13 protein-coding genes are annotated in these 14,802 nt (G+C 62.9%); 10 read left to right on the top strand and 3 right to left on the bottom strand.

Annotated elements, in window-relative coordinates; translation table 11 throughout:
* Positions 1-43 precede the first annotated feature (43 nt).
* The 4 genes from HWX91_RS01445 to HWX91_RS01430 all read left to right on the top strand — a co-directional run bounded on the left by HWX91_RS01445 (position 44) and on the right by HWX91_RS01430 (position 3,702).
* Positions 44-1,015 (top strand): chemotaxis protein CheX, encoded by a 972-nt coding sequence (locus tag HWX91_RS01445; RefSeq protein ID WP_028196000.1) that lies wholly within the window; start codon positions 44-46, stop codon positions 1,013-1,015.
* A 20-nt stretch (positions 1,016-1,035) separates the two neighbouring features.
* Entirely contained in the window at positions 1,036-1,401 is a 366-nt protein-coding gene (locus tag HWX91_RS01440; protein WP_028196001.1) for a response regulator, read from the top strand.
* A gap of 118 nt (positions 1,402-1,519) precedes the next feature.
* Positions 1,520-2,389: a class II glutamine amidotransferase gene (locus tag HWX91_RS01435; protein WP_052660709.1), complete on the top strand. Its 870-nt coding sequence runs from the start codon at positions 1,520-1,522 to the stop codon at positions 2,387-2,389.
* Positions 2,390-2,535: 146 nt separating this feature from the next.
* Positions 2,536-3,702 carry a porin gene (locus tag HWX91_RS01430; protein WP_028196002.1) on the top strand — a complete coding sequence of 389 codons (1,167 nt, stop codon included), beginning with the start codon at positions 2,536-2,538 and terminating at the stop codon, positions 3,700-3,702.
* Between the two features lie 120 nt (positions 3,703-3,822).
* On the opposite strand, the gene HWX91_RS01425 is transcribed toward HWX91_RS01430, so the two are convergent.
* Positions 3,823-4,788, bottom strand: a complete 966-nt coding sequence (locus HWX91_RS01425; RefSeq protein ID WP_028196003.1) for a LysR family transcriptional regulator — start codon at positions 4,786-4,788, stop codon at positions 3,823-3,825.
* 237 nt (positions 4,789-5,025) lie between these two features.
* Between HWX91_RS01425 and HWX91_RS01420 the strand changes: the two genes are divergently transcribed.
* From HWX91_RS01420 to HWX91_RS01395, 6 genes are all read left to right on the top strand, one after another.
* The gene (locus tag HWX91_RS01420; protein ID WP_028196004.1) at positions 5,026-6,363 is read left to right on the top strand and encodes an MFS transporter; all 1,338 of its coding nucleotides are present in this window, start codon (positions 5,026-5,028) and stop codon (positions 6,361-6,363) included.
* Between the two features lie 12 nt (positions 6,364-6,375).
* Positions 6,376-7,155 carry an SDR family NAD(P)-dependent oxidoreductase gene (locus HWX91_RS01415; protein WP_028196005.1) on the top strand — a complete coding sequence of 260 codons (780 nt, stop codon included), beginning with the start codon at positions 6,376-6,378 and terminating at the stop codon, positions 7,153-7,155.
* A gap of 39 nt (positions 7,156-7,194) precedes the next feature.
* On the top strand, positions 7,195-8,922 hold the full coding sequence (gene ilvD, locus HWX91_RS01410; protein WP_028196006.1) for a dihydroxy-acid dehydratase: 1,728 nt from the start codon (positions 7,195-7,197) through the stop codon (positions 8,920-8,922).
* Entirely contained in the window at positions 8,919-9,809 is an 891-nt protein-coding gene (locus HWX91_RS01405; protein ID WP_028196007.1) for an NAD(P)-dependent oxidoreductase, read from the top strand. The genes ilvD and HWX91_RS01405 overlap by 4 nt, the downstream gene beginning before the upstream one ends.
* A 52-nt stretch (positions 9,810-9,861) precedes the next feature.
* Positions 9,862-11,175, top strand: coding sequence for an MFS transporter (locus HWX91_RS01400; protein ID WP_028196008.1), 1,314 nt, complete (start codon positions 9,862-9,864; stop codon positions 11,173-11,175).
* A gap of 535 nt (positions 11,176-11,710) precedes the next feature.
* Positions 11,711-12,457 (top strand): winged helix-turn-helix domain-containing protein, encoded by a 747-nt coding sequence (locus HWX91_RS01395; RefSeq protein WP_028196009.1) that lies wholly within the window; start codon positions 11,711-11,713, stop codon positions 12,455-12,457.
* A gap of 9 nt (positions 12,458-12,466) precedes the next feature.
* Here HWX91_RS01395 and HWX91_RS01390 read toward each other — a convergent pair whose 3' ends face one another.
* Positions 12,467-13,390 (bottom strand): dihydrodipicolinate synthase family protein, encoded by a 924-nt coding sequence (locus HWX91_RS01390; protein WP_174459538.1) that lies wholly within the window; start codon positions 13,388-13,390, stop codon positions 12,467-12,469.
* A gap of 42 nt (positions 13,391-13,432) precedes the next feature.
* Positions 13,433-14,791 (bottom strand): MFS transporter, encoded by a 1,359-nt coding sequence (locus HWX91_RS01385; protein ID WP_042274735.1) that lies wholly within the window; start codon positions 14,789-14,791, stop codon positions 13,433-13,435.
* Positions 14,792-14,802 lie beyond the last annotated feature (11 nt).

Here is a 14,802-nt window from a genome sequence, read left to right as displayed (position 1 = left end):
TGTTGACCATGACGTCGATATCCGCAGTGAGCAGGAACGCGAAATGAACATGAACAAACCGGTCAGCAAGGTGCTGGTGCTGGACGATTGCCCCGTGCATAAAGAGGCGTTGAAGCGCTTCTGCGACGAGCACAATCTGGTCGGCGTGAAAGTCGGCAAAAATCGCTTGCAGTCGGTGCTGCGCTCGAACATCGATCTGGGCGCGGTGCTGTTCGCCGAAGGCTACGGCGGCTCGCCCGAAGCGAGCGCCGAGATCGCGATCAGGATCAACGCGGTGCGCCCGGAATTGCCGATCATCATGCGCCGCGATACCGATCCCAGTCTCGAAGGGCTGCCGGAGGGCTTGCGCCGCGTTGTCTGCGCGACCTACGTCGCCCACGATATGGCGCCCTTGCGCAAGGTGATCGACGAATACATTTTCAGCCTGGACTATCCGAACGCGCTCGTGCGCGGCATCGCCGACATGACGCAGGCGATTCTCGGCGACGTGTTCAAGGACCTGAGCATCACGTGCGACACGCCTTATATCGTGCGCGACCGGATCATCTTCGGCGAGGTGTTCAGCCTGATTCCGCTCGAGAGCGCGTGGTGCCGCGGTTACATGATGATGCAGGCGGAAGAGACGCCGATTCTCGAACTGCTCGATCGCTACCGGACAAGCGAGAGCGCGGAAGACGGCGAAGCCAACTTCCGCGATCTGAATGGCGTGCTCGGTGAAGTGACGAATCTGATCTGGGGTTCGTTCAAGAACCGCTATATCGGCGACGCGGATGCCTGGCTGCGCAGTCAGGTGCAGGTGCCGTTGCTGGTGAATCACAAGCACAAGTACATCTCGTTCGGCACCGGCAATCCGCAACTGTGTTTCATGTACTCGCTGACGGACCCGCGCTCGGGCCGCTCGGTCAAGCTGCATCAACGTTTTGTGTTCAGCCTGAGCTGGTCGCCGGAGGACTTCAGGGAAGTCACCGAGGACGTCGGCGCAATGGTCGAAGCGGGCGAACTGGATCTGTTCTGATTGTTGTCATAGGAAAAAACATGTCGAAAATTCTGGTGGTGGATGATTCGAGCACGGTGCGCGACGAAGTGGCCGGCTTTCTGAAGAAAAACGGTCTGGACGTCGACACGGCGGTGGACGGCAAGGACGGCCTCGCCAAGCTGAAGGCCAGCCCCGGCATCAAGCTGGTGATCAGCGACGTCAACATGCCGAACATGGACGGCCTGACGATGGTCGAGAAGATTCGCGGCGAGCTCGCGAACACGACCGTCAACGTCATCATGCTGACGACCGAAAGCAGCCCGGCCATGAAGGAGCGTGGCAAGGCGGCGGGCGTGAAGGGCTGGATCGTCAAGCCGTTCAAGGGCGACGCGGTGCTGGAAACGTTCCGCAAGCTGGCAAGCTAAGGCACTGCACGCATCCCGATCCGGGTAAAGGTGAGAGTTTTCGGGAGCCGGTGCGCGGGTGATTTGCAAAGCATGATTCGCTATAACGGCGGCGCCTGAAACACGCTAGTCTGCGAGCATGTGCCAATTGCTCGCCCTTAGCTGCGCGGAACCTACAGACGTCAGTTTCTCGCTGACGGGTTTTGCTGCTCGCGGCGGGCTCACCGACCATCATGTCGATGGCTGGGGCGTGGCGTTCTACGAAGACCGCGCCTGCCGCGTGTTCGTCGATGAAAAGCCGGCGTACCGCTCGCCGGTGGCCGAGTTTCTGAAGAGCTATCCGATCAAGTCGCGCAATGTCGTCGCGCATATTCGCAAGGCGACGCAAGGTGGCGCACGGGTGGAGAACTGCCACCCGTTCATGCGCGAGTTGCGCGGGCAGCAATGGGTGTTCGCGCATAACGGCGACCTTCAACCGCTCGGGGATGCGCACGAGCCGGAACACGGGCCCTATGCGCCGGTCGGCACGACCGACAGCGAAGCGGCCTTCTGCTTCATCATGAATCGCCTCTACACGCATTTCGCCGCTCAAGCGGAGATGCTCGCGGACGTCGACGACGTCGATGCCCTATTCGACGTGATCGAGCAGGCCACCCGCACGCTGAACCCGTATGGCATTTTCAACTTCGTGCTGTCGAACGGCACGGCACAATTCGCGTATTGCTCGACGCGCCTTTCGTACGTGATACGTCACTGGCCGTTTTCCAGCGCGCGTCTCGTCGACGGCGACCTCTCGGTGGATTTCGCGGAGCGTGGCACGCCGGCCGATCGCACCGCGGTGATTGCCACCACGCCGCTCACCGACGAAGTGTGGACGGCCTGCGAACCCGGCGACCTGCTGATGTTCCGCAGCGGCGCGTTGTTGCGGCGCGCTCATGTCCCCGTTCCCGCCGCGGTCCTCGCGACCTCGAAATACGCACTCTCCGAATCGTCCGCTGTCCCGGCGTGACATCGCGCCAATGCGTGGCCTTGGCAGCGGCCATGCTACCGGCACGTTCATATTCATCGAAGAATTACTTGGTTTGCCGGGACAGACGCGTCTCGTATCGTGTCGCCAGTTTTAAACAAATACAACATTGACACGGGAACCTGAAAATGAAACGTCTTTCTCTCCTCGCATTACCCGCCGGTCTTTTGCTTGCGGCAAGCGCTCAGGCGCAAAGCAGCGTGACGCTGTACGGTATCGTCGACGCCGGTATCGCTTACGTACACAACGCACAAAACGCAAGCGGCCAGAATCAGTCGACGCTCGTGAAGTTCAGCAGCGGCAACCTGTCCGGCAGCCGTTGGGGTCTCAAGGGCACGGAAGACCTGGGCGGCGGTCTGGCCGCGGTGTTCCAGCTCGAGAACGGCTTCAACGTCGGCACGGGCGCGCTGGGACAAGGCAGCCGCGAATTCGGCCGCAAGGCGGTGGTCGGCTTGTCGAGCGGCACGTGGGGGACCGTCACGCTCGGACGCCAATACGATCCGGTCGTGGACCTGGTGCAAGGTCTCACGGAAGACAACTACTTCGGCGGCATCTTCGCCACGCCGGGCGATCTGGATAACTACGACAACAGTTTGCGTATCAGCAACTCGGTCAAATACGTGAGTCCGCTGTTCGCGGGCTTCCAGGTCGAGGCGTTGTACGGCGTGGGCGGCGTGGCGGGTGCGACGGGCAGCGGCCAGACCTACAGCTTCGGCGCGGCTTATGCGAATGGCCCGTTGTCGCTCGGCGCGGGTTACTTCTACGCGAACGGCGGCAACTCCACGACGGCGAATGTGCGCACCTGGAGCAGCAGTTCCGATTCGCTGTTCAACACGGTCATCAACGCGGGCTTTGCAAGCGCGAAGTCGATTCAGATCGTGCGTGTGGGCGGGCAGTATGTGATCGGCGCGGCAACGTTCGGTGCGGCCTACTCGAACACGCAGTATGCGAACGACGCGTTCTCCGCGTTCCACAACACCGCCAAGTTCAACAACGGCTCGGTGTTCTTCAACTATCAGATTACGCCGGCCTTGCGCACGGGCGTGGGCTATAACTACACGTCGTTGACGGGCCCGAGTTCGGCGCACTACAACCAGGTCAACCTCGGTGCGGACTACGCGCTGTCCAAACGCACCGATTTGTATGCGGTGGCGGGGTACCAGAAGGCGAGCGGCAATACGCTGAATGCCGCAGGCAACGTAGTGAGCGCGCAGGCGTCGATTGGCAGTTACGGCGTGAATTCAGGCACGAACAGCCAGGAAGTCGCCGTGGTGGGTATTCGCCACAAATTCTGATTGCCTATGAATGTGCCGGCCGCCTTGATGGCGGCCGGCTTTCCTTTTGCCTTCAAATGGCCCAAAGGTGAGACTATTCGGGAGCTGCCAGCCAATCGGCGATACGTGAGTCCACACGCATCATTCCGCCTCACCATCCAGCAATTCCGACGACGATTCCCGCAAGCATTCGCTGAACAGATCCGCCGCCGGCGCGGAAGTATCCGCGCGCCACACCAGTACGACTTCACCTAACGGTTCGAGCGGCGCGAGCGGCAATACGCGCATGCGTCCGCGGCTCACGTGATGCCGGGCGATCGACAGCGGCAGAATCGACACGAACTCCCCGCGGATCAGCAGCGACAGATTCAATGGTAACGAACTGGATTCGACCGCGCCGCGATCGAGCGGAATACCTTGGCCGGCGAGTGTTTCGGCCAACGTCGCAAATGCGGGAGAACCCCGCAGCGGCGTGATCCAGCGCGCCGCGCGCAGATCGTTCCAGTTCACCGGCAGGTCTACCTTGCCGAGCGGGTGGCTCGTGCCGACGACAAACACGAACGGCTCGCGATGCAAGGTCTGCTGGCGCAGCAAGTCCTGGTTGTCGGCGATCCGGTTGCGGCCCAGGGCGAGATCGAGTTCGCCTTCGTCGAGCATCTTGATCAGCTTGTCGAGTGTCGCTTCCACGAACGACAGCGTGGCTGTCGGCGCACGCCGCATGAAGAGTTCGACCGCATGTGCGATCAGCGGCTGCGGAATCGTCACGACCGCGCCAAAGCGGACGTGGCCGGCCGTGCCGGTGGTCAGCGCGCTGACGTCGCGGCGCGCCAGTTCGATGTGCCGCAGGATTTCCCGGCCGCGTGCGGCCATCACCTTGCCGATACTGGTCAACTCGACCGCGTTGCCGACTCGCCGGGCGACGGGTACGCCTAGCGCTTCTTCGATTTCACCGATCTGCTTCGAAATGGCGGGTTGCGTGACGTGGAACGCGGCCGCGACCCGCGTCACCTGGCCGAGCTCCGCGAGGCTCACCAGGATACGCAGGTGCGGCAGCTTCAGGCCGCTGCGGAAGAAGCGATCGATTGCGTCGTTTTCGGTGCTGGCCATTCGTGTCGACCCGGTGAACATAACTGAATGGTAATGACTTGCACCGAAACAGTGATTTGCGGTGCGACGCCCAACCCGGCTAATCTTCAGCATCGGCTGGACGATAGAGCGCGAAACCGGTGGCTCGAGCATAGCAGCTACGTGCCGACCGCATAACTCAGGGTATAACCGGAGCCGCGTCATACGTCTTATCGCCGCGACCACAGCGCGCATCCAAGCGCGCGGAAGGAGACAAGCATGAGCACCCCTCTATATGGCGGCGCCGAGCGGCCCGCTATGCCTGATAAGCCTGCGGAGCCCGCAGAATCCGCCGAACGCGTAGCGTTGTACCGCAAGCTCGCCTGGCGCATCGTGCCGTTTCTGTTTCTCGCATTCATCGTCGCCTATATCGATCGCGTGAACGTGAGCTTCGCCAAGTTGCAGATGCTCACCGATCTCTCGTTGAGCGAGACCGTGTACGGCGCGGGTGCCGGCATCTTCTTTCTCGGCTATTTCATCTTCGAGGTGCCGAGCAACCTCATCTTGCATCGCGTCGGCGCCCGTATCTGGATCGCGCGGATCATGGTCACGTGGTCGATCGTCTCGTGTCTGACGATGTTCGCGAGTGGCGCGACCTCGTTCTATATCTTGCGCTTTCTGCTCGGCGTTGCCGAAGCGGGCTTCTTTCCTGGCATCGTGCTGTATCTGTCGACGTGGTTTCCGTCGAACCGGCGCTCGCAAATCATCGCGCTATTCATGGCGGCGATTCCCGTATCGGGCGCGATCGGCGGTCCGGTGTCGGGCTGGATCATGCAACAACTCGCCGGGGTGCACGGGCTCGCCGGCTGGAAGTGGCTGTTTCTGATCGAAGGACTCGCCTCGCTGGTGGTGGGCATCGTCGCGTTTTTTGTTTTGCACGATCGCATCGAGTCGGTGAGCTGGTTGAACAAAGAGGAAAAGGCGTTGCTCGCGCGCGATCTTGGAGCCGATGCGCAGACCCGTGCGCATCAAACGGTACGCGGCGCATTTGCCAACCCGAAGGTCTGGCTGCTCGGCCTGCTGTACTTCTGCATCGCGATGGGCAATTACGGGCTCGTCTTCTGGCTGCCGACGATGATCCGCGCGAGCGGTGTGGTGAGCGTGGCGAATATCGGTTTGCTGTCGGCGGTGCCGTCGCTGATCAGCGCGGTCGCGATGATCCTGATCGCGCGTCACGCGGACAAGCACGACGGGCGTCGCAAGCATGTGGCGGTGTGCGCGGTGCTGGGTGCCGCCGGCATGCTGGCGTCGGTGCTGCTCGGCCAGCACGTGTGGCTTTCGATGGCGGCGCTGGTGGTCGCGGCGATCGGCATCAATTCGATTGCACCGGTGTTCTGGGGCATTCCGACCGCGCTGATGGGCGGCGTGGGCGCGGCGGCAGCCATTGCCGTGATCAATTGCACCGGCAATCTGGCGGGTTTTGTGAGCCCCTACGTAATCGGCTTTCTGAAGGATGCGACCGGCACTCTGCTGCCCGGCATGATCGTGCTCGCCTGCGCGCTGGTGCTGGCCGCCCTGATCGCGCTGGCGATGCCGGCCGCGCGTAAAACAGCATGAGGAGAGAGAAGGATGACGCAGCAGGTTTGTATGGTCACCGGCGCGGCTACCGGGATTGGCGCGGCCACCGCGTTGCGCTTTGCGGGCGCCGGCTGGGCGGTGGCGATTGGTAATTTCGACGACAGTACGCGCGAAGCGGCGCTCGCCGTCGAAGCGCAGTGCAAACAGCTTGGCGCCGAGACGCTGGTGTTCGACGTCGACGTCGGTTCCGACGCGGCCTGCGTGAAAGCGGTCGATACCGTGGTCTCGAAGTGGCGCCGAATCGACGCGCTGATCAACTGCGCCGGCACGACGCGCTTCATTGCGCACAGCGATCTGGCCGCCGTCGACGACATGGAATTCGAGCGCGTATATCGCGTGAACCTGATCGGCATGTTTCAGATGACGCGCGCCGCGGTGCCCGTGCTGCGCGATTCGTCGACCGCTGCGCATAGCACGTCGGTGATCAATATCTCGTCGCTGGCCGCGCTGAACGGGACGGGATCGTCCATCGCCTATGCCGCCTCGAAGGGGGCGGTCAATACGCTGACGCTCTCGCTTGCGCGCAATCTCGCGCCGCGCATCCGCGTGAATGCGCTGGCGCCCGGTATGGTGGACGACGGTTTGCCGCGTCGCGTGCTTGGCGAGGAGGCCTACGCGAAGATCGTCGACAGCATGACGAATGTCGCGCCGCTCAAGCGCGTGTCGCAGCCCGGCGAGATCGCCGACCTGGCCTGGTTCATCGTCGCGCATGCGCCTTCGATGACCGGCCAGGTGATCGCGGCCGAGAACGGCATGTTGCTGAACGGCTGATCGTACGGCCCACGAACACGGATACGGACAGGAAAAACCATGAGCAACCTCCACAAGCACCGCTCGCGCACCGTCACCGAAGGCATCACGCGCACACCGCATCGCGCCTTCCTGCGAGCGACCGGCCTGGACGACGCCGCGATCGAAAAGCCCTTCGTTGCGATTGTCGATACGTTTGGCGAAAACACGCCGTGCTCGATGTCGCTCGCAGCCGTTTCCGACAACGTGCGCCTCGGTGTCGCGGCGGGCGGCGGTGTGCCGATTCGTGGCTCGGCGATCTCGGTGTCGGACGGCACCTCGATGAATCATTCGGGCATGCGGTTTAGTCTTGTCTCGCGCGAGATCATCGCGGATAGCGTCGAAGTGTTCGTGCGCGCGCATTGCTATGACGCGTTCGTCGGCGTGGCCGGTTGCGACAAGACATTGCCCGGCATTCTGATGGGCATGGTGCGCGTGAACGTGCCGGGCGTGTTTCTGTTCGGCGGCGCGATGCTGCCGGGCATCGCACCGGACGGCACGCAGGCGACGATTCTGACCGCGATCGAGGCGGTCGGCTCGGCGCAGCGCGGGGATATGTCGCTCGACACCTTGCGCGGCATCGAGAAGCGTTGCACGCCGGGCGCGGGATCGTGCCCCGGCCAGTTCACCGCCAACACCATGGCGATGGTCGCCGAAACGCTCGGTCTCGCGCCGCTCGGTTCGGCGATGGTGCCCGCGGTCTACAGCGAGCGCATTGCGATCGCGCGCCGTGCGGGCGAGACCGTCATGAATACGCTGAAAAACGGTGGTCCGCTGCCGCGCGATCTGGTCACGCGCAAGAGCCTGGAAAACGCGTGCGCCGCCGTCGCCGCCACCGGCGGGTCGACCAACGCGGCGCTGCACATCCCGGCGATCGCGCACGAGGCCGGCATCCGCTTCACGTTGGACGATGTGTCCGAGGTACTCGCTCGCACGCCGCTGATCGGCGATCTGCAACCGGGCGGCAAGTATCTCGCGCTGGACCTGTATCACGTCGGCGGCGTGCCGGCGGTGCTGAATGCGCTGCTCGCGGGCGGTTTCCTGCACGGCGATACGTTGACGCAAACCGGCGAAACGCTCGAAACCGTGTTGAAGTCGTTCGCGGGCCCGGATGGCCGTGTCGTCCGTCCGTATAACGAGCCGCTGAGCGAGAACGCCGGACTGGTGGTGTTGCGCGGCAATCTCGCACCAGACGGTGCGTGTCTGAAAACCGCCGGCCTGAAATCGTTGGTCTTCAGCGGCACTGCGCGGGTGTTCGAAACCGAAGAGGCGTGCATGTCGGTCGTGTCGAAGCGCACCTATCAGGAAGGGGACGTGCTCGTGATCCGCAACGAAGGGCCGAAGGGCGGCCCCGGTATGCGCGAGATGCTCAGCGTGACCGCGGCGATCTACGGCCAGGGCATGGGCGAAAAAGTCGCGCTGCTGACCGACGGACGTTTCTCCGGCGCGACGCGCGGTATGTGCATTGGCTACGTCGGACCGGAAGCGGCAGCGGGAGGCCCGATTCGATTGCTTAGGGACGGCGACCGGATCCATATCGACGCGCACAAAGGCACGCTCGATGTTGAATTGAGCGACGCGGAACTCGCGCGGCGCAACAGCGAGGTTGTGCCGTTCACACGGGGTCGCCTCGGCGGCGTACTGGAGAAATACGAAGCGCTGGTGCGGCCGGCGAATCTCGGCGCGGTGACGCACTCCGGTGCGGTGGAGTGGCCTTATGAAGCGTCGATCGGCGAGGATGAAGCATGAACGCCGCCGTCGCGCCGGATGCTCCGCGCGTCGGTTTTTGCGGCATCGGCAAGATGGGCGAGCCCATGGCCTGGCGCCTGCTCGCGGCCGGGCATGCGCTGCGGGTGTGGAATCGATCGCCGGCGAAACTGGTGGCGCTGGCGGCAGAGGGCTGTGTCGTCAGCGACTCGCCCCAGCAACTAGCCGAAGCAAGCGACGTCGTGATGCTGTGTCTCGGCGACGGCCCCGCGGTTGAAGACGTCGTGTTCGGCGCACAGGGGCTCGCGCATGCATCGACCGCGCCGAGGTTTGTGGTCGACCATTCGACCATCGCGCCCACCGAGACCCGGCGCCTCGCCCAGCGTTGGCACGAACTGACCGGTGGCGCGTGGATCGACGCGCCCGTGTCCGGCGGCACGGCAGGCGCGGAGACAGGCACGCTTGCGATCATGTGCGGCGGCGGCGTGAGCGATATTGCCGCGGTCGAACCGTTGCTGCGCGCCTATGCCTCGCGTGTCACGCGCATGGGGGCCACGGGTGCGGGACAGGCGACCAAGCTCGCCAATCAGGCGATTGTCGTGACGACCATCGCGGGTATTGCGGAAGCCTGCGTTCTCGCTCAACGCGCCGGCATCGACGCCGCTGCAATGCCGGGCGCCTTGCGAGGCGGCTGGGCCGATTCGGTGCTGCTGCAAACCTTGATGCCGCGAATGCTGACGCCGCCGTCGAGTCCATCGGGCACGATCCGGACGATGCTGAAGGATCTCGACGCAGTGGCGGAGTTGGCGCGCGAGGCCAATGCGCCATTGCGCGCAGTCGGCGAGGTGCGCAAGCTTTTGCAGGAAGCGGTGGATCGGGGACTCGGCGATGAAGACATCTCGCAGATCGTCCGGGTGCTGCTCGATTAGCGTTTGGCGTATGAGCCGGAAATCAACAACGAGGTTTAAGCAGGAGACCATCATGTCCAGTCTTGAATCCACCGGTCTTTCGCAAGAAGCCCCGGCGCGCCTTACCCGCTCGCAATGGCGCATGATCATACTCGCGAGTCTTGGCGGCGCGCTCGAGTTCTACGATTTCGTCGTCTATGGCATCTTCGCGCAGTTCATCGGCCGTGCGTTCTTTCCGATGCACGATCCGATTGTCGGCTTGATGCTCTCGTTCGCGGTGTTCGCAGTCGGTTATCTCTCGCGGCCGATCGGCGGTATCGTGCTCAGCTATTTCGGCGACAGGTACGGACGCCGGCGCGTGTTTATCGTCTCGGTGATCGTTGTCTCGATGTGCACGATCGGCATGGGTATCGTGCCGACGTACGCGACATGGGGCATCAGCGCCACGCTGTTGATGATCCTGCTGCGTCTCATGCAGGGTTTCTGCCTCGGTGGCGAGTTACCCGGCTCGATCACCTACGTGGTCGAATCGGTGCCGCGGCGCGCGGGACTCGTGTGCGGCATTGTGTTTTTCTGCGTGAACTCCGGCGTGCTGCTGGCGGCGGCCGTCAATCTCTCGGTGCACAGCTTTCTGAGCGGCGACGACGTCGCGGCGTACGGCTGGCGCATCGCATTTCTGTTCGGTGGTGCAATCGGCCTGTTGAGTTTCTGGCTGCGCCGCAAGCTCGAAGAAACGCCCGCGTTTGCCGAGATGAAGCATCTCGCCGCGAAGCATCCACTGGCAGAACTGCTGCGTGAGCACTGGCGGCCCGTGCTGCTCGGCATCGGCACGACCGCGGTGGTCGCCGCATTCAATGGCTTGCTGTTCGCGCACATGCCCGCGTACCTCGACCGCGTGTTGCACTACGATCCGCGCCGCGTGGCGATTGGGCAGAACGTCGGTCTCGCGGTGGTGTCGACGGGTATTCTGCTGTCCGGCTGGCTTGGCGACAAACTGCCGAGGCGTTTCGTGCTGCGCTTCGGCTCGCTGCTACTTGCCGTGTTGAGCTATCCGTTCTATCTGGCAGCAAGCCGCCATACGACCGACATCGTGCTGCTGCTCGCGCTGGCCGGTGTGGCCGCATGCCTGGCTAACGGTACGTTCGCCTGCATCATCGCCGACATGTTTCCCACGCGCGTGCGTTTCAGCGGCGTCGCGCTCACCTTCAATGTCAGCTTTACCGTGTTCAGCGGCACCGCGCCGTTGATCGCCACGTGGCTGATTTCGTCGACGGGCAATGTTGCCGCGCCTGCATATTTCATGGCGGCGTGCGCGGCGCTCTCGCTGGTCGCGAGCTTTGGCTTGAAAGCGGTGAGCGGAAAAATCGGTTCACGCTCGACCGGCTGATATCTTCCGAAGGACGGTGCCGTTCAACGGCATCATCGTCCCTGTGCCGATTCCGGCAGGCTCCGAAAGCACCTCGCTCATCGCCGCGCGCAATGCCGGCCCGCACACCGTCGCTTACCTGGGTATGCAGAATACCCGAGCCGTTCCAAAGGTGAGGGTTTGCGGGAGTGGCCTGTTTGCGAGCATCGGCACCCCGCCCAGCATACGTTTGCAGCCTGCCCCCAAGCTCGAAAGGTGAGCGTTTTCGGGAGTAACCGGAGGTGCGCTTCGCGCCGAACCCCCACCGCTTCGTGCCAAAGGTGAGACTTTTCGGGAGCCGGCGCACGCATTCTGCAGTAGCGTTTTGAGTGCCCCATACCACGTTCCGCATTGAAAGAGTTGGGAAGAAATTGCCAACCTTGGGGGCTGTTCCGCGTTTTGACATGACGTGCCTACAGGGAAGATGGCGACGCGGACGACAAGCGGTCAGCGGATTTGCTATTCACGCAAGCCATCGCCTGTCTCTGAAAACCGATCGTCTCCTGGAATCAGTTGGATGAGTCAGCACATTCTTTTTGTTGGCGCCGACGGCGGCTTAACGGCCGTGGTGGGCGAATCTTTACGCGGACAGGGCTGCGGAGTGTCCGCTCGTCCGCATTGCGCGGGGCTAAAGCACGTGGTCGAGATGGAGCGGCCGGCGTTGCTGGTGCTCGACATCTCGGCGCCGCACGGCGACGGTCTTGCCGTGTTGCGCGACTTGCGCATGAGCGGCAACGACACGCCGGTGATTTTGCTGTCGGAGAGCAGCAAGGCCATTGATCGTGTGATTGGTCTCGAGCTCGGTGCCGACGATTTCATGAGCAAGCCCGCCGACCCTGCCGAACTGCTCGCCCGCATTCGCGTGTTGCTGCGCCGGCGCGGCGCGCTCGCGCCAGGCGCGCCGGAAACACGGCCACCCTATCGCTTCGGGCGTTGCGAGCTGAACTTCTCCGCGCGTGAACTGCGCCGCGACAATGAACACTTTGTGTTGCGCAGTTCGGAATTCGCGTTGCTCAAAATCTTCGTCAATCACGCGATGACCGTGCTCACGCGTGTGCAACTCAACGAGAAATTACGCGGCAGTAGCGTATTGCATCAAGGGCGCAGCCTCGATGTATCGATCTGGCGGCTGCGGCGGCTGATCGAGATCGATCCTTCCGAGCCGCGCTACGTGCAGACCGTGTGGGGACGCGGCTATGTGTTCGTGCCGCACGGCGAGATTGGGGCGGCCGAACGCGGCGCGCTGGTTGCGTCCGGCGTGTAAGCAAGCGAATCAAGGCAGCGGTCCGAGCATTTCGGCGAAGCGCCGCGCTGCTTCCAGACCGAAACGACTGGGCAGCAATTTTGTGTCGCGATCGTGCTGGACGTCAAAACCCATTCGCCATGCAGCAATTCGTTTGCCGTAACAGATCAAGGTATCGAGCGACTGCATAACGAAGACAATAGCCGGCAGCACCTGCCGGTATAGCGCTTCGGCTTGCTCAACGCCGCCGCCGACGAATGCCTGATAGATCCGTTGCTGCCAGTCGAAACAGTCGGGCGCGACGATCATGCCGGCGCATCCCGCACGTAAATTATCGAGCAACTCCATTCCGCCGCGCCCGTTGAGCACGGGCATCAGATGCCCGACCCGCGCTACCGTCTCCGCAAGCACGATCGACGGCCCTTCCCCCTTGAGCAAACGGAAATTCGGACACTGGGCGGCAAGACGTTCGAGACTTTCCGCGGACAAGCCGACGCCCAGATATTCCGGTGCGTTCTGGATGCCGACCCTTGCATCGAGTCCGTTCATGACGGCGGCGAAGAAGTCGAAATAGAACGCCTCCGGTTGCGGCATTGCACCGGCCGCCAGCGCTGGCGGTTGCAGGATCAGCGAACTGGCGCCTTGCGCGAGCGCATAGTGAGCCAGATCGCGCTGCGACTCGACTGAACTGCCGCTCACCGTCACCACCAGTGGCAGCGTGCCACCGCTATCCTCGATGGCCCAGCGGATAATCTGTTCGCGTTCGGTTTGCGAGAGCTTGTTGACCTCGGTGGCGAGCCCTAGCACCGCGACCCCGGGAGCCCGTGCCCGCAAGGCGGCTTCTATTTGCCGACGCATGGCCGCGCGGTCCAGATGATTGTCGCGATCGAAGAAGGCGTAAAGGATCGGGTAGATACCAGCGATGTTGCTGGTATTGGGGGGAGCCTGGTTCATGGTTTCGGGTTCCACAACGATGAAATGGTGAGCGCCGTGGTGTTACTTGACACGGTTGAGGCGCCGCCGCCCGGTGTCGTCGGCTGAGACCGCCCCGGCGCGTTGCGCTTGACGTTCCGACCGGCGGATGACCGCCTGCATCACGAAAGTCATCAGTGCGCCGAACGCGAGGCAGGCCGACAGAAACAACATTGGCGCAATCACGCTGCCGGTGCGGTCTTTGATCATCGGCACGACGTTCTGAGCGATGAACCCGCCCAGGTTGCCGATCGAGTTGATCGCGGCGAGCCCCGAGGCGGCGCGCGCGCCGGTCAGAAACCGGCTGGGCAGGGACCACAACACGGGCTGCCCGGCAAACATGCCGGCTGCCGCTAAGCACAGGCAAACGAACTGCAGCGCGTGGCCAGGCACGAAGACGCTGAGCAACAGGAAAAACGCACCTAACAGCGCGGGCACGACGATGTGCCAGGTTTGCTCATTTCGCGCGACTGAATGGCGTGGCACCCACCACAGCGCAACGCCGACCATCAGCCAGGGAATGACATTCAGCAGCCCGTTGACGGTGTTGCTGACGCCGAATCCTTTGACGACCGTAGGCAGCCAGTAGCTGAGACCATACGCCGACAGCGGGAAGAACAGGAAGTAGAACGACATGAGCAGGACGCGGCCGTCGAGCAGCACCGCGAACGGATTGCCATGAGCTGACGGTGCGACGCGCGCGGCTTCTGTTCGCAACGTGTCAGTCAGCCAGTTCTTCTCGGCTTCGCTCAGGAAGGGCGCGTTTCGCGGCGTCTCGGGCAGGCGCCGCCAGACCACGGCACTCATCAGCACCGCCGCCATGCCTGTGACGATGAACACCCATTGCCAGCCACGCAGACCCAGCAGTCCGTCGAAATCCAGCAAGACACCGCCGATCGGCGCGGCAATCGCATTGGCGAGCGCGCTGCCGATCATGAAATAGCCGACCAGCCTTGCCCGGATGCGAGCGGGGAACCAGAGCGTCAGGTAGTACAGCACACCGGGATAAAAACCCGCTTCGCAAACGCCGAGCAGAAAACGCAGGATGTAAAGCATCGCCGCGCTATGCGTGAAGCCGAGCGCGACCGTGACCGCGCCCCACGACAGCATGATTCGCGCGAACCAGCGACGCGCGCCGACTTTGGCGAGCATGACGTTGCTCGGTATCTCGAACAGCAGATAGCCGATGAAAAACAGCGAAGCGCCCAGACCGTAGGCCGCTTCGCTCATGCCGAGATCGGCCACCATCTGCAGCTTGGCGAAACCGATGTTTTGCCGGTCGATATAGGCGATCAGATAGAGCAGCCCGAGCAGCGGCATCAGCTTCAGCGTGGCGCGTTCAATGACTCGATCGCCGTCGACGGCGTCATGTTGCAACTGCATTCCGTCTCCTT

The sequence above is a fragment of the Paraburkholderia fungorum genome, from assembly GCF_902833645.1.
GTDB classification, from domain to species: domain Bacteria; phylum Pseudomonadota; class Gammaproteobacteria; order Burkholderiales; family Burkholderiaceae; genus Paraburkholderia; species Paraburkholderia fungorum.
This window is presented reverse-complemented; position numbering and strand designations above follow the sequence as displayed.